Raw genomic sequence first — 25,255 nt, 5'->3', positions numbered from 1 at the left:
AGAATCTGAAAGGCTTATTTTTGTGGCCAGAATTAATTATGCTTATAGTAAAACCATAAATAAAAGTAAGAAAAAGACTACTTTTTTATTATTGTTTAAATAAATTAATGTATTTTGTAGATTAAATTAGATTTTTTATCTAATAACCCCAAAATTTACGAATATGCAAAAAGTATTTTTATTAATCTCCAGCATGCTTTTACTTGGACATACCTTTGCTCAAGATAAGACTTCTATAAGCATTAAGAATTTTGATCATATTACGGATACTATTCAATTTAAGGATGGGGTTATTCATCTTAGAAGTATGGTAGTCTCTAATCAAAATGAAGAAGTTATGCATTTTATGGATAAATTGATTAAAGCAGGTAAAGATTTACAATATCATAATGGTCTAGGAGAGTTGTATTTAATTAAAGGTAGGGCTTTAAAGAAAAATAAACAATACTTGAAAGCTATAAGAAGCTATGAAAATGCGGAAAAAAGCTATAAAGAAGTTAATAATTTAAAAGGACTAGCAATTGTTTTTAACCATAGATCCGTTTTGGAAAGCCAACGAGGTAATGTAGAGAAAAGTGTTGATTATTTGTTAGAAGCAAAAATGTATAACGAAAAATTAAGAGATAGTGCAGGTTTAGTTATTATCTATAATAATTTGGCTAGTCACTATGCTGGTTTGGACAATTTAGTGGAGTCTGAAAGATACTTTGATAAAGCTATTACCATAAGAAAAAAGATAGGAATGCTTCATAATATTGGTATGGTGATGAATAATTTAGCTTTTATATACTTACAAAACGGTAAACCAGAAAAAGCTAAAGCGATCTTACCAGAAGCTCTAGTAATTAATAAAAGGGATAGTATTGATGCTTCAATAGCGCATTCTTATAGTATAATGGCAGAAGTAGCTTTGTACGAAAAAAATTATGTGACGGCAAAGGAATATTATGATACAGCTTTAGAAATATCAAGAACCACTGATTTCGATCTGCTTACAGCGGATACAAGACAACAATTGGGGTATTTAGCAATTCAGACTAGGGATTATAAAAAAGCTGAAAAGTTATTAGAGACGGCTAGAAAGGAATTTACAGATCTTGGAGCAACTCAATTATTGTTGAAGAATTATCAATTTTCCTCAAAATTAGATTCGGCTAGAGTAAATCTTTCTGGTGCACTTGCTTGGCAAAAAGAACATCAAAAATTGTCAGATAAAATGATGACTGAGTTGTCTACAAAGAAAATGGAAAGAACAGAAGCTCGTTATCAGGCAGAATTAGAACAATTACGTACGATAGATGCACAGGAAAAAAGGGAACAGTTAACGAATGAAGAATTATTTAGATACCGAATCCTGACTTTTATAGCATTAGGTTTGTTGCTGATCTTTGTCGTATTTACCATCATGATTGTAAGAACCAGAAAGGAACGCAAAAGATTGATAAGTAAGTTAAATGAATCTAATGAGGTTAAAAATAAATTGTTTTCTATCATATCACATGATCTGAAAAATGAGATTCATGGTTTGGAAGGAAGTTTAAATTTGATGAAAGAAAATGAAATTTCTACAGAAGAGTTTCAGGAAATCATACCATTATTGGCGAATAGAACACATCAGACATCCATTTTATTAAATAATTTACTGAATTGGTCAAAATCTCAGATGAAAGAGTTGAATGCCAAACCTATTACTTTTGATATTACAGAAGTTATATCTAATAAGTTTGCATTTTTTAAACCCAAAGCTATTCAGAAGAATATTAGATTGATCAATAAACTAGATACTACTAAAATTTTCGCAGATAAGGATATGGTAAGTATAGTAGCGCAAAATTTAATAGCTAATGCGATTAAATTCTGTAATCCTGGTGATTCTATAGCGCTAATATCTAGAGAAAAGGAAGATCATTATGAGATACGTTTTGAAGATACCGGCGTTGGTATTGATCCTTCTAATCTCAAGAAATTATTTGCAGAAGATACATTTACCACTACTGGAACAAATAATGAAACAGGAACAGGTTTAGGACTTAGAATTTGCAAGGAATTAATAGAACTTAATAGAGGTGATATAAAAGTAGAAAGTACTCTAGGAAAAGGTAGCACTTTTTATGTATTGTTACCAAAGGCTGCCTAATATTGGTCAAGATTTGACCTAGAATTAAAAATAAATCGGCTAACTCTTTAACACTCTATGAACCAGGTAATTGTGAAAATTACTTGGCTTTTTTTATAAATCATATTTTATATGAAATAAAAGTAAGAATAAGACTACTTATTTGTTTTTGTTCGATATTTTTGTGTATTTTGAAGTGTAAAAATGTATTTAATCTTGTTTTAGCCCCAGTACTATGAATAAAGCAACCTATGTATTATTAATTTTTTGTTTGATGAGCTTTTTTTGCTTTTCGCAAAGCCAAACGAGAGTAACTGATTTTTCTGAGATAAAGACATTGAAAGATTCAGTGTTGTTTAATAATGCTGTTAAAGATTTACAACAATATGTAAACGAAGATCAGTTTGATAGGGCGCAACCTATGGCTGATCAACTTATTAAATTAGCAGAGAATATTGAGTACAGTAAAGGATTAGGTTTAGTCTTTAGATTGAAGGGAATCATGTATAATGAATCTCAAAGAACTATAGAATCCGATAAAAACTTTCAAAAAGCAATACATCATTTTAAGCAAGCCGATGATAAAGATGGATTAGCAATTGTAAGTAATGATAGATTTATAATAGAGCAAAATAAAGGGAATCTTGAAAAAGCAGCGGACTACCTTATGGAAGCCAAATTATATAGAGAACAATTAAACGATAGTGTAGGTTTATCAGGCATCTATAATAATTTGGCCATTGTTTATAAAGAACTTAAGAATGTACCAGACTCTGAAAAGTATTATAAAAAATCTATCGCACTTAGAAAGCAATTAAAAAGTGATGGTGTCGGGTTAGTTATGAATAATTTAGCCTTATTGTACGCTGAAAAAGGCAATCTTTCGGATGCAAAAAAATTGTTGCCAGAAGCTCTAAAGATCAACAAACAAGAAAAAGATTTAAGGCATACAGCTCAATCGTATAGTATAATGGCAAAAGTAGCGATGTATGGTAAGGAATATGATTTGGCAAAAAAGTACTATGACACTACTTCATGTGTTGGTACACAAGCTAATTATAAGATAATAGTGGTAAATGCTAAACAGCAACTTGGAATTATTGCATTAGAAGAAGGGGAGTATCAAAAAGCTGACGAGTTATTAAAAACAGCCAGAGAAGATCTTATTAAGGCTAATGTGATATCTCTGATATTAAAAAACTATAAATATTCTTTTAAACTTGATTCTACTAGAGGAAATCTAATGAGTGCCATTAGGTGGCAAAAAGAATATCAAGAGCTTTCTGATAAGAGAATGTATAAAATGACAACTCAGAAAGTGGAAAATACGAAGTCCAGATATGAAGCAGAATTAAAACAATTAAGGTTAATTGATGAACAAGAAAAAAGAGAGCTAAAAACTAAAGAAGAATTGTTTAGATATAGAATATTTACGTTCATTAGTTTAGCTGTAATAGCAATTATATTGGTTTTTATGATGCTGTTCATCAAAACCAGAAAAGAGAGAAAGCGATATATTAATGAACTTAATGAATCAAATCAGGTAAAAAACAAATTGTTTTCTATCATCTCTCATGATCTTAAAAATGAAATACACGGATTAGAAGGGAGTCTTAACTTAATGAAAGAAGATGTGATTTCTGCGGAAGAATTTAAAGAAATAGTTCCATTATTAGCCAATAGAACGCATCAAACTTCGATTTTGCTGAATAACCTACTAAACTGGTCTAAATCGCAAATGAAAGAGTTAAACGCTAAACCAACCACTTTTGATATAACTGATGTAATCAGTAATAAATTTACTTTTTTTAAGCCTAAAGCAGAAAAGAAAGACATTAAATTGGTTAATAAGTTGGACCCAACAATCATCTTTGCGGATAAGGATATGTTCGGAATCGTAGCACAAAACCTAATTGCCAATGCCATTAAGTTTTGTAATCCAGGTGATTCTATAGCATTAATATCTAGAGAAAAAGAAGATCACTACGAAATCTGTTTTGAAGATACAGGAGTTGGTATTGATCCTTCTAATCTCAATAAATTATTTGCGGAAGATACATTTACAACCAATGGTACTGAAAATGAAACAGGTACTGGTCTTGGACTTAGAATATGTAAGGAATTAATAGAACTTAATCAAGGCAAAATAAAGGTAGAAAGTACACTCGGAAAAGGCAGCGTTTTTTCTGTTTCCTTGCCAAAAGCTGCTTAGATTTTTATTTATCCAATACACTTCTAAATTGATAGAAGAATCGCTCTATAAGTCTTAGGTCTTCAGTTATAATTTCTACAGAACCTCTCATTTCTTGCTGAAAAGGTATTTCTTTATTGTAAGTTGTGATTAAATTTTTATCCAATTTTACATCGATAAGGTATAATCCATCTTTATCTGGTAACATAGAAATATAATCTACTGTTCCTTGTAGCATACCAAATTCATCATCGGGAAAGTTTGCCAGTTTGATATTCGCTTTTTGTCCTAATTTTATTTTTCCAGAATTCTGAGTAGGTGCTTTTATTTTTGCGAGATACGAAGAAGACTCCTGAATAGGAATAACTATAAAAACAATGTCTCCGGCAGTTACATTTTCATTCTCGAAACGATAATTAGAAAACGAAACACGTCCTTCTATATCTGATTGTAGAAGGTATCTTAATTCCCAATCTTTTATACTCTTTTTTAGCAGATCAAAGGATTGTATTACCTTAGTACGTAGATTCGATTCTTCTCTTAGTTGATTATACTCTGTACCTTTTGAGGTTTTCTTTGCATTACTTATATTTTCTTTGATCTGTGAAATTTGGGAATCATAGTTTTTGTAGTTATTCTCAAATTGTAAGTATTCAATTTTAGACGCTTCATATTCTTGCTGAGAAATACTTCCTTTATCATATAGTTCTTGTTGTCTATCAAATGCTTTTTTCTTAAAACTTAAGGCACTTTTTTCTACTCTTTTTTGACTTAAGATACCCTCTTGTCTTCTGTAAAGCTCCGACAAGGATATTTGATTCGCTATATTTTCGTCGGAAAAAGGTTGTAATTGCTTATTTAAACTATATTCTATATAACTGTTTTCAAAAGTAGCATAGCTTGTTTGTATATCTCCTAAAGTTAATATAGGTGGCATTTGATCAAATGGAAATTCAATCTGTCGATTATTGATTGTAATAGTATCAATCATTCGTTTAAGGCTAAAAACATCGAGGTAGTTTGCTGTATTTCTTAGAATAGCTAAAGGAGTTCCTTCTGGAACGGTATCACCTTCTTTTACCAAAATAGCCTGGATTTTTTCGCTAACGTTGGCTAGCTCTTTTTGTAAAGGAGCTTCTGTCGTTATAATAGCTTCTGCTGGTATTGTGTCTGGGTATTTAAGCATCCAGGAAAGAAACAATAGCAATAATATTAATGCTAATATTAACAGGTTTCCCCATCGAATCATCCAATGAGGCACACGAGTTAAGATTTCCTGAACTTCCTCACTTCTTAATTGTATATCGTCTAAATTATCTGGCATGTTATTTTCCTAGTTCTAATTGATTTTTAACCAAATTATAATAGCTTCCTTTTTCTTTAATCAGAGATTCGTGATTTCCTACTTCTATGATTTCTCCTTGACCTAATACCACAATCTGATCAGCGTTTTTAACGGTACTTAATCTGTGTGCTATAACCATAACGGTTTTGTCTTTGAAGAAGGTATCTAATTTTTCCATGATTACCTTTTCATTATTCGCATCTAATGCAGAAGTAGCTTCATCAAAGAATAAAAATTTTGGATTTTTGTAAACTGCACGAGCAATAAATAGTCGTTGTTTCTGCCCTGTACTTAGTCCAACGCCTTCCATTCCTATCTTAGTATTATACGATAATGGTAACGACTCTACAAACTCTTTAATGTTTGCTACATCTACTGCATGAGCTAACTTTTTCTTATCGACATAATCTTCTCCAACTGCAATGTTATTGGCAATCGTATCATTGAATATATATCCTTCTTGCATCACTACGCCAAATTGATCTCTCCAAGCCTTCTGTGATACATGCTGTAGATCATGAGAGCCAATGAATATTTGTCCTTCATCGGGTTCATAAAACTTTAATAAGAGTTTCATAAGTGTAGTTTTTCCGCTACCACTTACACCAACTACCGCTGTGATTTTATTTGCAGGAATAGAAAGTTCTAGATTTTGCAATACAGGTTTGTCGGATCCTACATATCTAAATTTAAGATTTTTGATTTCGAAACCAGAGTTTTCTGGAATTTCGCGAATCTTTTCATCACCGGATTTTTCTTCATCTTCTTTATTATGAATTTCTCCTAGACGTTCTAATGAGATTTGCGCATCTTGTAGTTCTCTCAGAAAATTAATCAATTGAGTAATAGGAGCATTTAATTGTCCTACAATGGATGTAATTGCTAACATCATACCCAATGTAATATCTCCATCGATTACAAGGACAGCAGAAAGTACAGTGATTAATATATTTTTTAGCTCATTGATAAAAGCAGAACCAACACTTTGGTATTGTTCTAATGCAAGATTTTCTATGGATATTTTAAAAAGTTTGGCCTGTACAAACTCCCAATTCCAACGCTTTCTTTTTTCGGCATTATGAAGTTTTATCTCCTGCATACCATTTACTAATTCGATTACTTTACTCTGTTCCTCACTGATCTGAGAGAAACGTTTGTAATCTAATTTTTTACGTTTCTTGAAAAATATCAAAATCCAGGCAAAATAGAAGGTACTTCCAATAGCAAAAACAGCAAATATGGAGAAACTATAATAGATCAGGACGATACTAAATACTACTAGATTCACCATAGAGAATAGTACATTCAGCGATGACATTGTTAGTATTTGCTCAATTCTCTTATGATCATTGATTCGCTGTAATAAATCCCCAGTCATTTTCACATCAAAGTAGGAAATAGGTAGGTTCATTAATTTTATAAAGAAATCGGATATCAGCGAGATATTAATTCTGGTACTTAAATGAAGTAAAATCCAACTTCTCAAAACATCAATTAATGTTCTCCCTATGAACAAGGATAGTTGTGCAATTAATACTAGGTATACAAAGTCAATATCTTTATTTTTGATACCTACATCAACAATACTCTGTGTTAGGAAAGGTGATATTAATTGTAATAAACTACCGGCTGTTAAACCCAGTATTAGTTGAAAGATGAATTTCTTATATTTAAAAACATACTTAGAGATGAATTTAAATCCAAACTCTTCGTCTTTTTCATCAAGATTATCGTTATAAAATTTTGGTGTTGGTTCTACTAATAAAGCGACACCTTCTTCAGTAGTTTGATCTGCATTATTACCGATCCATGCTTTAATAAACTCTTCCTTAGTATAGGTGATCAAACCATGTGCAGGATCCGAGACATAAATTGTTATCCCACCTTTTCTGGTAGTTTTGATTTTATAAACTACTACGTAATGTACCTTGTTCCAATGAACGATACAAGGCAGTGGAACTTCTAATAATTGGTCTAAGGATAACTTTACACCTAGCGATCGGAATCCGATACTTTCTACAGCTTCACTCAATCCAAGTAAAGAACTTCCTTCTCGGGTTGTTTCACTTAGGGATCTAAGTTTCTGAGTATTCAGAACTTTTCCGTAATGTTTAGCTATGATTTTAATACAAGTAGGTCCGCAATCTTTAGATTCAGCTTGTTTATAAAAAGGAAATTTTGGCATTCAGAGTTTTAATTTTGTGTCTTGTGATCTGTTACAAAGTAAAGTAATTCTTTTTGATTATACTATATACTTGGTCAGATCCTATATGATTCGCATTCATGAGTTCATATTTGGGGTAATTTGTTACCCCAAAAACAGTTGTTTTTTTGGTAGGAATAATTTTTGAATCCTAATCGTGGATTTTTAAGAATTTATATAATAGGTAGGCGATAGAACCTTTCATTAACACTAATTAATTATAATAGTATTGTTGGCTGTAAAATTTATTTAGGTGTTTGTTATACAAATTCGGGCAATAGGATTTCGTTATACATAGATCGATCCATAACCAGCGAAAATAATCGTTCTTCAAGCTGTTTTTTATTCATTTGAGAGGATATAGATTCATCAGCATAGGCTTCGGACGCTGCATCTTTTATTGTATTTTCTTCTTCAAAGTAGAAAAGGAAAAAGTCCCAATCCTCCATTTTAATGGATGTGTTTTTTAAGTCTCGAGGAGAATTGTAATATAGTATTACATCGTTATTTTCATTTTCTTTGCAGGTAACACCCTTGTTTATGATAAATTTAGTATTTATTTTTTCATCCCAGGATGTGTTTTTTAACCAATCGAAGTGCTTTTCCAGATAGCAGAAACGTTGTTCATCTATACATTTATATTCATCATCAAATAATCCGTTCTTTTTTAAGGATTTGTTTAGTTTACGAAACTCATCAGGAAATTCATATCTAAGTCTTGCTTCGATTTGTTCTTGAGTCACAGGTGACTTTTTGCCATGCCCTACAGTATGAATATAATATTCTTTTTCTGGGATAAGCTGAAATCGCATCACTTTAGAAAAAGAAGCATTCATTTCATCGTAAAGAGCATTGGTGCTTAGATTATTTTCAATAGCTAGATTCATTCCTAGCATTTGCTCATAAACCATATTAAAAATACCGAGATCTATTTTACCTAAATTAGACCGATTATCATCAATAAATGAGAAAACTATTTTAGCAAGCTGTTTGAAATAAGAGGTATTGTTCCCTCCGATCACCCCTGCATTAAATGCATTGATATTTCCATTTTTCAGGTACTCCTTGCTCAAAGTATCAGGTACATTTACAAATTCCCGCAATATCACATCCAACACTTCTTTGTATCTCGGAAAATTAAACTCCAAATTCTGAAAACAAATATCTTTACTTACAAATGATTCAGGAAAACGTTTCCATATAAACACATCTGTATCAACATGCAGGAAGGGTTGATCTTGCAGAGAGTATGATAAAATCTTACCTAATGCCCATAGACCAGCCGGATAATGATGTAAGCGCTCTAACTCTGCACTAACTGATGTATATGGGATTTGTAGTTTTTCTTTCAATAATTCGTTTCCATAGTCATCGGTATACAGGGTCACATTCCCATATTGTTTTTTAAATGTCAAACAACTCAATAGTGTGCTATAAAAAAACAGGTTGGTACTGGGCCAACCTGCCTTAAATCTAGCACTTTCGTCATAGTTTTGTTCTAAAAAAGGTTTAGACCAAAAGCTTTGAATGATTTTTATGCTCATAAATGTTTAAATATTGACTTAATACGAAAGACATTTTCCATATCTTCCTCCACCAATTGACCCCATATAGGCTGGAATATCGCAACCTATATTTAAAGGATACCATCCGTGTACACATCTAGGTAAACCACATGTTACAATTTCATAACCGCCATAACCTCCGGAAATAGTTTTACTTTCCTCTTTGCTCAATAATCGAGCTTCTTTTATTCTATTTAAAAAGTCTTTTTTCATTTTAATAAATTTTAATTGTTCACCTACTCATTAGCTTTTCGGTTTCCGCTTTTTGTGTTATGAGAAATCATAATTTTAAGACATTAACCCTCAATCGGTCTTCGGTTGCGCCACCTAAACATCTATTATTCTTATCAATTTGCATTTGCAACTACATACCAAATAGAATAACAAATAATTATTATTTAATTTTATTTATAAAATATTATGGATTGTGTGATAAAGCCTTTATAAGAACTAAGATTTTTTCTGTTTGATGAAAACCTTTTTCCATGATTTGTTTGATTTTAAGATTAATAATTAAAAGGATAGCACCTTCATTCTATTGTTAATTACATTAAATCAGAAAATGTTACCTACTACAACGTTGTAGTGTTGATAAGTAGTCATTTAGACATAGAATTATCGACTTTTCAAGGAATTTTCTTAATAAAAAAGGAGTGTTTTTTCTTCTTTAACTAAACTGTTTAATTTAATAGAGGCTTATAAATATCTGTATAAAGAAATATATCTTCTTATCGCTTTTCGAAAGAAAGATAACTCGATAGTGTACTGTGAAAACAGGTTGGTACTAACCAACCTGTTTTAAGTTTAAAATTTTTGTCCTCGCTGTTTTTGAAAAATTTTAGGTCAAAAACTTTGAATAATTTTTGTCATTACGGAAGCGAACAATATTCAACTGAGTTCCAGTGGGTCTGCCCTAAATATGTCTTATTACTTAAACAATTTGGTAAGGCTACTTGTTGGAATGTATACGCACAATTAGGTAAACCGCACGAGCCTCCAGTACCATAGCCTCCGGAAATAGTTTTACTTTCTTCTTTACTTAATAATCGAGCTTCTTTGATTTTTGATAAAAACTTTTTTTTCATGATTTGTTTGATTTAAGATTAATAATTAAAAGGATAACACCATTGTTCTATTATTAATTACATTAAATCAGAAAATGTTACCCGCTACAACGTTGTAGTGTTGATAAATAATCATTTAGAAATAGAATCATCGAATTTTTAAGAAGTTTTCTTATATAAAAATGGAGTGCTTTATAAAAAAAAACACTCCATTTTGAAATTATAATAGTAAGTTCTAACTTTTAGTTTAAACTCAATTTAGTAGTTGCTAGTCCTTTTTCATTTTGGATCTGTACTAAGTATAATCCTCTGGATAATTCTCCAATCTCAAAGTTTGTTCCCGGTTGGAAATCACCTTCAAAACTTTTAGCTAACGACCCTGTAATTGTGTATATAGACACTTTTTGTACAGATTCATCAATACTAAAAGCTGTTTTTGCAGGATTAGGATACGCATTAAAGCTAATACCTCTAATAAAGTCCTGAGTGCTCAAATTACGCTGTTGATTTCCATAGACCTTAAATTCACCCGGTTGCAAAGTAATAAGCGCGTTTACATCTGTTACTGTGATGGATTCACCGGTATCACTGAGTAAATCATACCACGTACCTGTTTCCTGGAATGCAGGATCAATTGTTAAAGCTGTAGTTCTAAAGTTTCCTATAATAGTTACATACTTGATTTCATCTCCTGTAGCAGTATCATCCGTAAGATGAATAGACTTTCTTGTATCTACAGAAGTTTCTAAAGTAAAGTTATCCGTTTTAAAGATTTTTTCATTTAACTTCAAGTTAATTAACTTAGCATAAGTATCATAAACATCTGTTCTGTCTGTTTCATTTAAATAATCCCAACGAATAGGTTTTGGATTAGTTCTGCAACTATTATCAATGGTTCCATTTTCACATCGATTAATACTAAAGTCATATCCTAATTCGCCAAATTGCCAGATTAATTTAGGTCCTGGAACTGTAAAGTAAAAAGCTCCGGCCATTTCCACTCGATCTAGTGCTGTTGACAGATCTCGGATATTATAGGATCCCAAAGAGTTTCCTGATTGAATATTATTATACATCAAACGTTCTTCGTCATGACTTTCCATATAGCCTACTAAGGAGGGAGTAGTCCATCCTCTAGTTAAATAAGAAACACCTTCAAAATCGGAACCACCAAAGCCCATAGTAGCGTTGTTGTAACTAAAGTGTATGTTACCCCAAATCATCATACCGTCATTTACCAATTGTGTTTCTTCATCGTTTGGAGCGAAATGTTCTAAAATCACATATGCATTGGGATCTACAGCTTGAATCGCTGTGTTCATTCTGGTTAAGATATTAATACGACTTTGGTCAAAAGAACCACCATCACCAATCGTATTTGTAAACCCTTTTGTAAAATCAAACCTAAAACCGTCTACATTATATTCTGTTAACCAGTATTCGTTTAATCGATCAATGTACTGTTCTGTAGCGGTTGACTCGTGATCAATGTCATTAAAAAATGAAAAACTAGTGTTTGGATCACTTACATTAAAAATAGGGTTTTCTGTAGTCGCTTGACCATTATAACAACCATTACAATCATTCCACATTCTGTAGTATGGGTTTTGACCAGTAGCGTGATTGTATACCACATCTAAAATTACTGCAATCCCTCTAGCATGACATTCATCTACAAATTGTTTAAAAGCAGTAGGAGTACCATAGTATTTATCCAATGCCATATGAAAAGATGGGTTATACCCCCAACTATTATTACCATCAAATTCCGATACAGGCATTAATTCGATAGCATTGATACCTAGATCTTCTAAATAATCAAGTCTTGCCTTTACTGCATCAAAAGAGTGTAAAGCATCAAAATCCCGAATTAATAGCTCATAAATAACCAAGTCAGTAACTTCTGGTCTTTGAAAATTAGTGGTTTGCCAAACATAATCAGTTTGTCCAGTTTTAAACCAGGAAACAGCGTCGTTAGTTTTACCTGTTGGGTAGCTAGGAAGGTTTGGAAAAGTAGTATTGTCTATAAAACCATCATTAAATTCTGATAGTATTAAAGTAGAGTAGGGATCGGCAACAGTAATGGAAGCGTCAATCTCATATTGGTATAATATATCAGTATCATCAGGAAGATTTGTTAAAGTAATCCAAAATCGGTCTTGAGAACTATCTTTATTTAATAAATAGGTGTTATCTCTTGTCCAATCATTTCCATTAAAGTTCCCTTTTAGATGTATAAACTCTTTATTAGGTGCGTATAAAACAAACGTAGCGGTAGCCGAATTACTTGGATCTAAATTTAAACCATCTTTCATTCCGGCAGGAACTGCTGCTTCAGTTACTGTTGGTAATACAACTACTGAGAAGGTTTCAGATAGTTGATTGGACGTACCACTCTCTGTAGCTACTAATTCTAAAGTTGCATTTGCAGTAACATTATAGTTAAAACTATAGGATGTTATTGTGTTTTGTGTATCCACAGCAGTTGTAGATCCATTAACAAATAGTTGAAAATCTGCATTTATAGTAGTGGTAGCAGATATAGTAAGATCGTTTCCACTATTTACTACAGTAGTTTCGCTTGTAGGTGAAGTAAGAGATATTTGAAAAAGTCCAACTTCTGCGAAATTATCACCAGTTTGTCCATCATTACCATCATCAGCTTTTGCTAAAAACCCTATACGACCAATACCTGTTGTACCATAGAATGTAGTAGGGGTGAAGGAAAAGGAATAAGTTCCATTTCCATTATCAGTAAATTTTTGGGATTCATCAGAATTTGTCCATTGACCATTTGTAGGAGAGTCTCCAGTAGGATTGTCATCCAGATCAAAATACCAAGCCCAAAGATATACATCTGTAACTCCCCATTCTGCACTTGGATCAAAATTAGAGAGAGTTATAGTAATTTCATCTGTTTCATTAAACGCAGAAGGAGAAACAGTAAATGTTTGTGCAGATGTAAAAAACACACTGCAAATTGTCAATACAATAAAGGTAATTCTTTTCATGACTTATTGTGTTTGATTAGAACGAAAAAAGGCTGTTATTACACAGCCTTTTTGGTAACTAAGGATATATTATTCTACTATCGGAATAAGTACATAACTTGTATCAAGGTCATTAAACCAGATGTCATATACTCCTTCTCTAGTAACAGGGATATTCGGTCCATCTTGAGTAGCAAAACCAGTTAATTCGGTATTGCTCCCCCAGTTTACAGCCCAGTCATCCTGTGCTCTAAACTTCATTTCTCCAACAGTAAGTGTAACACCATTAGCATACCATATATGTGGATCAAAAGTAGATTGTGTAAGATCTGTGTCACTATCCCATCCATCAGGAGTAGCATCTCCAATAAATCCAATAGTTGGATATGTTACGGATGCACTTTCATCAAAAGGATCAAAGCTAGAACTTAGGTTATCAGGATCAACTGAAACCGTTAACGTGTAATAACCTGTTGTTGGTACAACAAAAGATGCTGGATCTCCTCCAAGAATATCACTACTAGTGAATCCTCCACCATCAAGTCCCCATTGTGGTTGCCATTGACCTTTGATCTCCAGTAATTTAAACTCGTTAGCAACAAAATAACCTGTGTAACTATAAGAATTTTCATTTTGTGGATCTCTGGTCATTGGAGTATTGTTATTATTGTTATTCCAGTCTGCTGCTGTAGCATTTCCAACAAAGAACAATTCTCTTAATAATATTATTGGCTCTTCTCCTGTTGGTTCCGGTAAGAATACATTTAATGGTAATACATCAGAAGTAGTAGAAGGTCCACCATCAGTAGTTCCCACAGAAGCTACTAATCTAAAAAATAACTCACCCGCATTATTAGGTACTGGATTACCCTCACCGTCAAGAACAGGGTTACCGTCCCCATCTACTTGAGAGGTTTCAGGATCATTATCAAGTCCGGCAATAGCCGCTAAATCAAATAATTGTTTTACAGTTATTGCAATATCATTGGCAGAAGTAGTTCCTAAAGATTCGAAAGTCGTAAAAGTAGACTCTGCAGCACCTTGTAGATCATATGTTATTGCAGTATCAGCTCCAAAATCAGGAGATTGCCATACGAATCTTTCTGCAGTATTGTCAAATGCATCTAATGTTAATACATATTCTGAAGAAACAGAATTTATAAATGTAATAGCCTCTACAGGGTCTTGTGCTGTAAATACTAATGCGTCGTCGTCAGTACAAGCATTGAACCCAATTAAGGTTACTAATGCCATCATGATTATTGATACTTTTTTCATTTTGCTTTATTTTTAAAAATTGAGTTTAATAATTAATAACCAGGATTCTGGCCTAAGTTTTGATTCGCAGCTCTTGCTGCATCTGGAACAGGGAATAGATCTCTAAACGCTGGAATCGAAATTCCGTTTTGAGAATTTCCTTTAAGCGCCCAGTTATATCCACCTCCAGAGAATATTCCGAAACGAATAAGATCTTGTCTTCTATGTCCTTCCCAGTATAATTCTCTAGCTCTTTCATCAATGATAAAATCAAGATCAACATCTCCTGTAGAAACAGTTGCTGCATTACTTCTATTTCTTAGATCATTAATATATCCTAACGCGGTGTTTGGATCGCCACCACCGCCACGAAGATTTGCTTCTGCATACATTAAATAAATATCAGCTAACCTGAAAAGAGGGAAATCAACATCAGAAAAAGTGTTATTAGGATCGGTACCTGTATCACCAGTTGTTGTAACATTTGTAAACTTTTCCAATACAAAACCAGTTCCAGGATCCGTGATATTAGTGATCTCTGCTGTTCTATCATCTTTAATAATAGTATTTCTTTCATCATTTGTAAAAGCAGCATCATCAAATTTCTCAGCAAACTGAGGAGAAATTCTTATGGCTCCTCCCCAACCTCCAGCAGCTACACCAAGGTTTTCTCCATTTTGTTCAAGACTACCTACAGCACCGTTCGTCATTACCGTAGTAGGACCGAAATTCTGAGTAAATTGCCCATCAGCTATAAGAGGAAAGATAATTTCATTAACAGCTTGATTGGTATCATTATCACCTCTAAAAAGGTCTTTGTAATTATTTGCTAGTGTATACCCTCCATCGATTATTCTTTCGCAGTAGGTAATACAATCACTATAACGATTAGCAGCAATATATACTTCAGCATTTAAATACATTTTAGCAAGAATTGCCCAAGCTACTGCTTTGTCAGCCCTACCATACTCATTTTGTCTTGGGTCAGAAAGTTCAGACTCTATAGCTAGTAATTCGCCTTCTATAAACTCAAACAGTTGTTGGCGATCCATTTCAGGACCTTGTACATTCCCTACGGGATCATTCTCACTATATAATGGAGCTCGACCATAAGAATCCATTAAATGATAATATGCTAACGCTCTAATTAATCTTGCTTCAGCTCTGTAAGCTCCTATTTCTGTTCTTAGTTCTCCGCTAACACCTCTGGAATCTAATTTTCCGTCAGTTGTTTGACGTAAAAATTCATTGGATAAAGCTACTGAGTACATAGCCCTACTAAAGAAACCTCGAATTATGGTATTTGCACCTGTCCAGGTAGATGTTTGTAAATCATCTATAAATCCACTTTCATCATTAATATATGTCCATACAATCTCGTCTGTACTAAATATTTGCATATTCATAATACCACGACCATATTGACTGGTTCCCGCATCAAGTCCACCAATATTCGAAGAGGTCGGCCCTGTTAGCCCTGTAAGAGAGAAGTTTCCATATACTCCAGCGATTGCTTGCTCATAAGAACCAGGATCTGAGTAGAATTCTTCATCAATGAAAACACTGTCATCTCTCGGACTTTGTTCTAGATCACTTGTACAAGAATTTAAAGCGATGACACCGATCATCAGCATTAAATACTTGAAATAATTAGTTTTTATATTTATTTTCATAATAAATCAATTAAAATTTTACGTTAGCTCCCATTAAGAAAGTTCTTGCCCTTGGGAAGATAGTTTGATCAACTCCAGAAAAGATTTCAGGGTCTAAACCTGAATATTCAGTGATTGTAAATACGTTCTGAACACCACCCCATAATCTTATAGAAGAAGTATCTCCAAAGAATTTAGTGAATGTATATCCTAGTGTTACATTGTCCATCTTTAAAAATGAAGCGTTTTCTACATAAATATCGGATTGGAATGTGTCTCCAAAAACGTTAAAATTAGTATCTAATACAGAAGTGTTAATATTCGCTAAAGTTCCATTATTATTAATGGCATTATAGGTAGCCGTATTTGATACCCCATTGAATACATAATTACCAAGACTCGCCCTTAAATTAAAAGAAAAATCAAAACCTTTATAGGTCATATTAGATTGGAATCCCATAGTTACATCTGCGTCACGATTTCTGTAAATATATCTATCCTCACTATTGATAATGTTATCACCATTTAGATCCGCATAAGCACCTTCAATAGGAGCTCCGTTAGCATCATATAGTTGTTTGAATACTAGGAAAGAAAAAGGGGCAAATCCTTCTCGGTGTAATTGTATATTACCACCGGTTCCACCTACTGATGGCCCTACTAATTGATCTTCACCACCTACAAGTTTTTCAACCTCTTGATCGATCATAGCGGCATTATAGTTTATGTTCCAAACAAAGTTTTTACTTTTTACGATATCCGCATTAAGGTTTAATTCGATACCTTGTGTCAGTAACTCACCAAGGTTTTGTTGTCCGATATTTCCAAAGTTGGCACCATCTGGTAAACTACCACTAATAAATAAATCTTCAGTTTCTCTTCTATATACGTCAACAGATCCGTTAATTCGATCATTAAATAATCCAAAATCTAAACCAAGGTTATACTGTGTGGCAACTTCCCATTGTAATTCTTCATTTCTTAATGAAGGATTAGCTACTGTGATAGCTGCATTACCAAAAATATATTGAGAAGTGTTTTGCCCTAACTGGTATTGAGCTAAATAAGGTAATTTATTAAACTGACCAGCTCCGATATTCTCCTGTCCAGTAACACCATATCCTAAACGTAGTTTAAGATTGCTTAACGTTTGAGAATTTGCTAAGAAGTTTTCATCTGAGATATTCCAAGCAAATGCTGCAGATGGAAAATTACCCCATCTGTTATCTTCGCTGAATCTGGATGTACCATCTCTTCTATAAGAAAGCGTCAATAAGTACTTGTCATTAACAGATAAATTGGCTCTGCCAAAAAATGCGACCAATACCAAATCTGGATCAAATGCTCTTACTGCTTGATTAGACTGACTATCACCTCTTAATTCACCTGTGTTAAAATCTTCTACTCTAAAGTTTTGGTAAGAATATCCACCAGTAACATCTAAATTAAAACCTCCGAATTCTTTTTTGTAGTTTAAATAAGAATCAAATAATGTGTTTCTTCTATAACTTGTAAAATCTGTTCTGCTACCATCTAAAGTACCATCAGATAATAGTTGACCACTACTACTTTCTCGAGATAACTCATTAAAACCATCACCATTTTGCTCATCAAAACCGATATTAACGGTTGCCGTTAATTCAGGCATAAACCATAAAGAATAGTCTATTTTGAAATTTCCGAAGTAACGATCTACTTCACTTCTGTTATTTCTTTGCAAAAGAGATGCCACTGGGTTAGTAGCCGCTAGAACATTATTTAATGATCCATCTGGGTTAATACTGTCATACTCAAAGAAACCTCCAAAAGGAGAACTAGGATCATAGACCGGCTGTGTTGGATCAAAAGCTATAGCTGCTCCTTCAATTCCATTTGCAAATCTTCTTTTTTCGAAGGTAGCATTAGCGTTTAAATTAAATTTAAGACTTCCATTTAAGAATGTGGGGTTTAATACCAATGCAGCAGAACTTCTTTGAAAATCACTTGTCAAACGTAACCCCTCCTGATCTAAATGTCCTAATGATAATCGAACAGGCAATACATCAAATAGAGAACCTCTAACAGAGATGTTATTGTCAGTAGAAACTGCATTTCTGTATATTTCCTTTTGCCAATCAGTATTTGCATTTCCTAATAAAGTAGGATCAATATTGTTGTTAACTAAAGCTTGCTCTCTAACGACATCCCTAAATGCCGGTGCAGAAAAAACATCTATAGTTTCTGGAACTGTATAGATACCAGATTGAAAATTATAATCTACCTGTAGACCTTTACTTCCTTTAATTGTTTCAATAATAATAACCCCTGCAGATGCCCTATTTCCATAAATAGCTGCTGCAGATGCATCTTTTAAAACGGTGAAAGATTTAATATTATTAGGGTTAATTGATGAAAGTATAGATTGTGAACCTCCAACTACATTGTTGTTTACAGGTAATCCATCAATTACGATTAAAGGATCATTAGAGGCTGCTAAGGAACCACCACCACGAATTCTAATAGCTGCTCCAGAACCAGGTGCACCTCCAGCGGTAATATTAACCCCAGCTACTCGACCGTTCAATAGGTTTTCTGGAGAAACAATATTTCCTTTGTTAAAATCATCCGCAGTTACTGTACTTACAGAACCTGTTAGATCCTTTTTTCTGGCGGACCCATAACCAATAACCACTACTTGTTCTAATTCTGCAGCATCTTCTTGTAATGCTACATCAATTCTATCGGTTCCAGAATAGGAGAATTCCTGAGGTAAAAAACCTACATAGGAAAACTCAATAATGTCTCCGTTGTTAACACCACTTAAGGTGTAGTTTCCATCAAAATCTGATGAAGTTCCGTTTGTTGTTCCCTTGAGAATGATATTCACACCGGGAATCGGTTGACCATTTCCAGCATCAGTAACAGTACCTGTGACCGTAGACTGTGCAAAAAAGCTCATTGGTATCAACCACAATAAAAACAATGCGCTTTTAGTAAATGTTTTCATATAATTTAAATTAGTTTTTAATTGTTTTTAGCCTTATATTTTCACTTTCTGAAAGCCAATGTATGTAAAATCTATGTTAAATTTTAGCTACGGTGTAGCCGTAACCTTACGAAAACGTTTGCGTGTGGATAACTTTTAAAATCCTGTTAAAATTTTAAGGGTAATTCTGATCATATGGCATATTTTCGCGCCAATCTTTAACTTTTAATAAAAATTCTAGGGTAATGAAACAAAAAGTTACGTTAAAACAAATAGCAAAAGAACTCGATGTATCTATTTCTACCGTATCAAAAGCACTAAAAGATAGTGTAGAGATAAGTTTGGATACTCGACAAAAGGTAAAAGCTTTCGCTAAGTTGTATAACTACAAACCTAACAACATTGCACTGAGCCTCAAAAACCGAAAAACAAAAACAATTGGAATTATTATCCCAGAGATTGTTCATCACTTTTTCACAACAGTAATAGGAGGAGTAGAGAAGGTTGCGAATGAAAAAGGATATAACGTGATTATATGTTCCTCCAATAATTCTTTTGATAAAGAAGTAATCAATTTAGAAATGTTAGCTAGCGGAAGTGCTGATGGTTTTATTTTGTCTGTTGCAAAAGAAACGCAACAAAAAAAAGACTATCATCATATAGAAGAAACTATGAGCCAGGGTATGCCTGTTGTTCTTTTTGATAGAATTATAGATGAACTTGTGTGTGATAAGGTTATTATTGATGACGGAAAAGGCGCTCAAACTGCTACAAATCATCTTTTGTCATTAGGCTGCAAAAAAATAGCTATTCTTACTACGGTAGATTATATAAGTGTAGGTAAACTTAGGACTAATGGATATTTAAGAGCTTTAAGAGCTTATGATATTACTGCACGTGAAGACTATATTCTAAAAATAGAAGATATTGATAATTGTGAGTCGGAGATTTCTGATTTTCTTGAAAATAAAGATGTGGATGCAATTTTTGCAGTAAACGAATTATTTGCCGTTACAGCAGCAAAAATTTTAGACGAACAAGGTAAAAAAATACCTGATGATGTTTCTATTGTAGGGTTTACAGATGGTATATTATCTAAACATTTTATCCCTAGTTTGACAACCATTAGTCAGCACGGAGAAGAAATGGGTATTAGAGCCGCAAAGCTGCTTATAGACAAGCTAGAGGGCGAAGAAGATGTTCCAGAAGAATATAAAACTGTAATCATTGATACGAGTCTAATCCAAAGACAGTCCACAAAAAAATAATACACTAAAACTATTTTATTTAAAATAATATAATATATTTGAACCCTATCAGAACTTATATTTTCACTTTCTACTAACATAAGTTTTGATAAGTGTACGCGCTTATCAAGTAATAATCAAATATTTACTTAATGAACAAGCGTAAGCTAAGTTTCTGGGAAATATGGAACATGAGTTTCGGTTTCCTAGGGATACAATTTGGATTTGCCTTACAGGGTGGATTCATGTCAAGAATATTTCAAACTCTAGGAGCAGAAATTGATGACATCCCAATCATGTGGATTGCAGCCCCTTTAACAGGGTTATTAGTGCAGCCTATAATTGGGTATCTTAGTGATAGGACATGGAGTCCTAGATGGGGTAGGAGAAGGCCGTACTTTTTAATCGGTGCAGTCCTAAGTTCTATTGCCCTCTTTTTTGTACCCTATTCTTCTGCTTTATGGATGGCAGCTGGGTTTTTATGGATTCTTGATGCTTCGATTAACATTTCCATGGAACCTTTTAGAGCATTGGTAGCAGATAAATTACCAGATTCTCAGCGTTCCTATGGTTTTGTAATTCAAACTTTAATTATTGGTATAGGTACATTTGTAGCAAGTAATCTACCTTGGATGGTTTCTCAATTGGGTGTTAGTGATGCTGCTCCTAGTGGAGTCGTTCCGATGTCAGTAAAAGTTGCATTTGCTATAGGCGCTTTTGTTTTTCTTGTAAGTATTTTTTACACAGTATTTACTACTACAGAATACCCTCCTGAAGATATGGAAGAATTCGAAAAAGAAAAGCAAAAGAAGAATAGCTTTATTTCGGATATTATTGGGAACATAGGAAGTATGCCGTTGACAATGAAAAAACTTGGATTAGTTCAGTTTTTTAGTTGGTTTGCATTTTTTACAATGTGGGGATTGACCAATCCAGCACTTACAGAACATGTTTTTAAAACACCTGCACCTATTGAATCTAATTATGACATGGACGTTGTAGAATCAGCAGAGAAATTTCAAGTAGCTAATACAGCCTTTCAAAAATCATCAAATGAAGTAGGAAGCTATATGGGAATATACGGGTTATCTTCTATGGCCTTTGCTTTAATACTTGCTTTTTATACTTCCAAAAGAAGAATAAATAGAAAACTGGTACATTTATTCTCTTTAATATTAGGAGGGATAGGATTTATCTCTATGTACTTTGTTCCCTCTCCTATATGGTTAATTCTTTCTTTTACTTTAGTAGGTTTTGCTTGGGGAAGTATACTGTCAATGCCGTATGCCATGTTATCAAGTTCTGTAGATCCCAAAAAAATGGGAGTTATTATGGGGATATTTAATATGTTTATTGTTGTACCTCAAGTGATAGCTGCTGTAGGGGGAATTAATTTTACGTATAAGCTTCTCGGAGAAGAGACAATTAACGCAATGATAGTAGCAGGAATTAGTCTAATCATAGCAGGTTTTTGTAACTTGTTGATTACTAATAAAGACGCTATTACATATAACCCAAAAGAAATTTAGAATGGCCAAAAAGGGATTCATATTTGATCTTGATGGTGTTATTGTAGACACCGCAAAATATCATTTTTTAGCTTGGCAAAATTTAGCCAATAGTCTTGGAATATCTTTTTCTGAGGAACAAAATGAACAACTAAAAGGAGTTAGCCGAGTACGATCTTTAGAGAAAATTTTAGAATGGGGAAATAAAACCATTTCAGAAAAGGACTTTACCAGTTTGATGACGAAAAAAAATGAAGAGTATCTGAACTACATTGAAACGATGGATACTTCTGAAATTCTTCCGGATGTACCTAGGATTTTGGAATATTTGTTGACTGAAGAGCAGGGTGTTGCACTAGGTTCTGCAAGTAAGAATGCAAGAATCATTTTAGAAAAAGTATTGTTAAAAGAGAAGTTTCAAGCGATTGTTGATGGTACAGATGTGTCAAAAGCAAAACCGGATCCAGAAGTGTTTTTAATAGGAGCACAGAAATTAGGAATAGATCCTAAAGATTGTGTTGTTTTTGAAGATTCTGTCGCGGGTATTCAAGCTGCCAATATTGCTAATATGGTGAGTATTGGTATCGGAGATCCTAAGGTGTTGCATGAAGCAGATTATGTGTTTAAAGATTTTACAGAAATAAAAGAAGAATTCATTAACCAATTAGTTACAACCAAAAGAAATTGAGAATAATTCGGAGGATTTCCTAAGTACAAAAGATATTTGATACATAAGTAAATTCTTCTGGAAACTAAAAATAAAAAAGAGAACCGATGAATCAGGATTATATTAAACCAGATAACTGGTCTATAATTGAAGAAGGATTTGATGTAGAACGAGTTAAATCCTCAGAGAGTCTTTTTAGTATAGGTAACGGTGCGATGGGGCAGCGTGCAAATTTTGAAGAGACATATACAGGCCCTACTTTTCAGGGAAGTTATATAGCAGGAGTATATTATCCTGATAAAACCAGAGTAGGTTGGTGGAAAAACGGATATCCAGAGTATTTTGCTAAAGTATTGAATGCTCCTAATTGGATAGGCATTAATGTGGAAATTAATGGAGAAAAACTAAATCTTCATAAGTGTAAAACGGTTTCAGATTTTCGAAGAGAACTTAATATGAAAGAAGGTTGGTATCAACGTTCTTTTAAAGCAGTTTTACGAAATGATACTGAAGTTTTGGTTAAATCAACTAGATTCTTAAGTTTAGATTTAGATGAAGTTGGTGCGATTAAGTATGAAGTAAAGCCAATAAATAAAGATGCTCTAGTACATTTTACTCCATATTTGGATGCTGGAATTACTAATGAAGATACAAATTGGGATGATAAATTTTGGGATACCTATGAAGTATCGCATAAAGGAAATGCTGCCTATATATCTTCAAAAACCATGAAAACTGAGTTTCATGTATGCACGGGAATGCTGAATCAATTATTCTTAGACGGAAAATTACAGGATGTTTACCCTACCGTAGAAACAAACAAAACCTATGCAAGTCTAAGCTATGAGGTAGAAGTTAAAAAAGGTACTACTGCTGAGTTGCACAAGTTTGGTGGTTATACAGTTTCACTAAATCATAAGCAAGAGGATATTGCCTCTGCTAGTGCTGCAGTATTAAAGCAAGCTTCGGAATCAGGGTTTGAAGCGTTGTTAGATTTACAGAAGAAAGCTTGGTCCAAGATTTGGGAAATGGCGGATATTGTTATTGATGGAGATGTAAAAGCGCAACAAGGTATTCGTTTTAATATTTTTCAACTGAATCAGACTTATTTGGGTAAAGATGCTCGATTAAATATTGGTCCAAAAGGTTTTACTGGAGAGAAATATGGAGGAAGTACCTATTGGGATACTGAAGCATACTGTATACCTTTTTACATGGCAACAAAAAACCAAAATGTAGCGAGAAGTTTATTGCAGTATCGTTATAATCATTTGGAGAAAGCCATAGAAAACGCTGAAAAATTAGGTTTTACTAATGGAGCGGCGTTGTATCCAATGGTTACTATGAATGGAGAAGAGTGTCATAATGAATGGGAGATTACTTTCGAAGAAATTCATCGAAATGGTGCAATGACATTTGCTATTTATAATTACTTGCGTTACACAGGAGATTATAGCTACATTCCGGAGATGGGATTAGAGGTAATGATTGCCATTGCTCGTTTTTGGCATCAGAGAGCAACATTTTCTACGGATAAAGAGAAGTACGTTATCCTAGGTGTTACGGGACCTAATGAATATGAAAACAATATTAATAATAACTGGTATACTAATTATTTAGCAAAATGGTGTATCGATTATTGTGTTGAAAATATCGAAAAGGTAAAGTCAGAATATAAAGCAGATTACGATAGAATTATAGAAAAGACTAAGCTAGATCAGAAAGAAATAAATGCAATGCTGGATGTAGCTGATAAGATGTATTTCCCGTACTCAGAAAAACATCAAGTATATCTACAGCAAGACGGTTTCTTAGATAAAGAACTAATCAAAGTTGATAATCTTGATGCCTCTCAGCGTCCGATTAACCAAAAATGGAGCTGGGATAGAATATTGAGATCGCCATATATAAAGCAAGCGGATACTTTGCAAGGTTTCTATATGTTCGAGGATCAATTTACTAGAGAAGAATTAGAACGTCATTTTGACTTTTATGAGCCATTTACGGTGCATGAATCTTCGCTTTCTCCTTGTGTACATAGTATACAGGCCGCTACTCTAGATAGAATGGATCAGGCGTATACCTTTTATTTAAGAACCTCAAGGCTAGATCTTGATGATTATAATAAAGAAGTAGAAGAAGGTCTTCATATTACTAGTATGGCTGGAACCTGGATGAGTATTGTAGAAGGTTTTGGAGGTTTGAGAGTTAAGAATGATACATTATCGTTTACTCCTAAAATTCCTAAAGAATGGAAAGGATATACATTTAATGTAAACTTTAGAAGCAGTATTTTGAAGGTAAATGTTTCTCAAGAAGGGACTACTTTTAATTTAGAAGGAGAACATGAACTATTGATATATGTAGATGATAAAGAGTTCACCATCTCTCCGAATAGCTTAACGACTGTTTAAATAATTGTACAAATGAAAATATTTAATACCCCAAAGGCTTTTGTTTTTGGGGTATTTATTTCAATTCCACT

At 33.3% G+C, this 25,255-nt stretch carries 15 protein-coding genes; 6 read left to right on the top strand and 9 right to left on the bottom strand.

The window, feature by feature from the left end:
- Positions 1-163 precede the first annotated feature (163 nt).
- Both Q0975_RS12965 and Q0975_RS12960 read left to right on the top strand, forming a co-directional pair.
- A complete protein-coding gene (locus Q0975_RS12965) occupies positions 164-2,137 on the top strand; it encodes a tetratricopeptide repeat-containing sensor histidine kinase (protein ID WP_299437288.1) in 1,974 nt (657 codons plus the stop codon).
- 253 nt (positions 2,138-2,390) lie between these two features.
- The gene (locus tag Q0975_RS12960) at positions 2,391-4,328 is read left to right on the top strand and encodes a tetratricopeptide repeat-containing sensor histidine kinase (RefSeq protein WP_299437286.1); all 1,938 of its coding nucleotides are present in this window, start codon (positions 2,391-2,393) and stop codon (positions 4,326-4,328) included.
- Between the two features lie 4 nt (positions 4,329-4,332).
- On the opposite strand, the gene Q0975_RS12955 is transcribed toward Q0975_RS12960, so the two are convergent.
- From Q0975_RS12955 to Q0975_RS12915, 9 genes are all read right to left on the bottom strand, one after another.
- Positions 4,333-5,631, bottom strand: a complete 1,299-nt coding sequence (locus tag Q0975_RS12955; protein WP_299437284.1) for an HlyD family efflux transporter periplasmic adaptor subunit — start codon at positions 5,629-5,631, stop codon at positions 4,333-4,335.
- 1 nt (position 5,632) lies between these two features.
- Positions 5,633-7,837 carry a peptidase domain-containing ABC transporter gene (locus Q0975_RS12950; RefSeq protein ID WP_299437282.1) on the bottom strand — a complete coding sequence of 735 codons (2,205 nt, stop codon included), beginning with the start codon at positions 7,835-7,837 and terminating at the stop codon, positions 5,633-5,635.
- 278 nt (positions 7,838-8,115) lie between these two features.
- Positions 8,116-9,399, bottom strand: a complete 1,284-nt coding sequence (locus Q0975_RS12945) for a DUF6734 family protein (protein WP_299437280.1) — start codon at positions 9,397-9,399, stop codon at positions 8,116-8,118.
- Positions 9,400-9,417: 18 nt separating this feature from the next.
- Positions 9,418-9,633: a hypothetical protein gene (locus Q0975_RS12940; protein WP_299437278.1), complete on the bottom strand. Its 216-nt coding sequence runs from the start codon at positions 9,631-9,633 to the stop codon at positions 9,418-9,420.
- 656 nt (positions 9,634-10,289) lie between these two features.
- Positions 10,290-10,505, bottom strand: coding sequence for a hypothetical protein (locus Q0975_RS12935; RefSeq protein WP_299437276.1), 216 nt, complete (start codon positions 10,503-10,505; stop codon positions 10,290-10,292).
- Between the two features lie 221 nt (positions 10,506-10,726).
- A complete protein-coding gene (locus Q0975_RS12930; protein ID WP_299437274.1) occupies positions 10,727-13,495 on the bottom strand; it encodes an alpha-amylase family glycosyl hydrolase in 2,769 nt (922 codons plus the stop codon).
- Positions 13,496-13,564: 69 nt separating this feature from the next.
- Positions 13,565-14,752 carry a SusF/SusE family outer membrane protein gene (locus tag Q0975_RS12925; RefSeq protein ID WP_299437272.1) on the bottom strand — a complete coding sequence of 396 codons (1,188 nt, stop codon included), beginning with the start codon at positions 14,750-14,752 and terminating at the stop codon, positions 13,565-13,567.
- Positions 14,753-14,784: 32 nt separating this feature from the next.
- Positions 14,785-16,404 (bottom strand): RagB/SusD family nutrient uptake outer membrane protein, encoded by a 1,620-nt coding sequence (locus Q0975_RS12920; protein WP_299437270.1) that lies wholly within the window; start codon positions 16,402-16,404, stop codon positions 14,785-14,787.
- Positions 16,405-16,414: 10 nt separating this feature from the next.
- The gene (locus Q0975_RS12915) at positions 16,415-19,369 is read right to left on the bottom strand and encodes a SusC/RagA family TonB-linked outer membrane protein (RefSeq protein ID WP_299437268.1); all 2,955 of its coding nucleotides are present in this window, start codon (positions 19,367-19,369) and stop codon (positions 16,415-16,417) included.
- Between the two features lie 224 nt (positions 19,370-19,593).
- Between Q0975_RS12915 and Q0975_RS12910 the strand changes: the two genes are divergently transcribed.
- From Q0975_RS12910 to Q0975_RS12895, 4 genes are all read left to right on the top strand, one after another.
- Positions 19,594-20,616 carry a LacI family DNA-binding transcriptional regulator gene (locus Q0975_RS12910; protein WP_299437266.1) on the top strand — a complete coding sequence of 341 codons (1,023 nt, stop codon included), beginning with the start codon at positions 19,594-19,596 and terminating at the stop codon, positions 20,614-20,616.
- A 131-nt stretch (positions 20,617-20,747) separates the two neighbouring features.
- On the top strand, positions 20,748-22,124 hold the full coding sequence (locus Q0975_RS12905) for an MFS transporter (RefSeq protein WP_299437264.1): 1,377 nt from the start codon (positions 20,748-20,750) through the stop codon (positions 22,122-22,124).
- 1 nt (position 22,125) lies between these two features.
- Complete coding sequence (gene pgmB / locus Q0975_RS12900) at positions 22,126-22,791, top strand: beta-phosphoglucomutase (protein ID WP_299437262.1); 666 nt, start codon at positions 22,126-22,128, stop codon at positions 22,789-22,791.
- Between the two features lie 86 nt (positions 22,792-22,877).
- A complete protein-coding gene (locus Q0975_RS12895) occupies positions 22,878-25,184 on the top strand; it encodes a glycoside hydrolase family 65 protein (protein WP_299437260.1) in 2,307 nt (768 codons plus the stop codon).
- The last annotated feature ends 71 nt before the right edge of the window (positions 25,185-25,255 follow it).

Origin of the sequence: uncultured Aquimarina sp. (genome assembly GCF_947500065.1) — a bacterium.
Lineage (GTDB): Bacteria > Bacteroidota > Bacteroidia > Flavobacteriales > Flavobacteriaceae > Aquimarina.
This window is presented reverse-complemented; position numbering and strand designations above follow the sequence as displayed.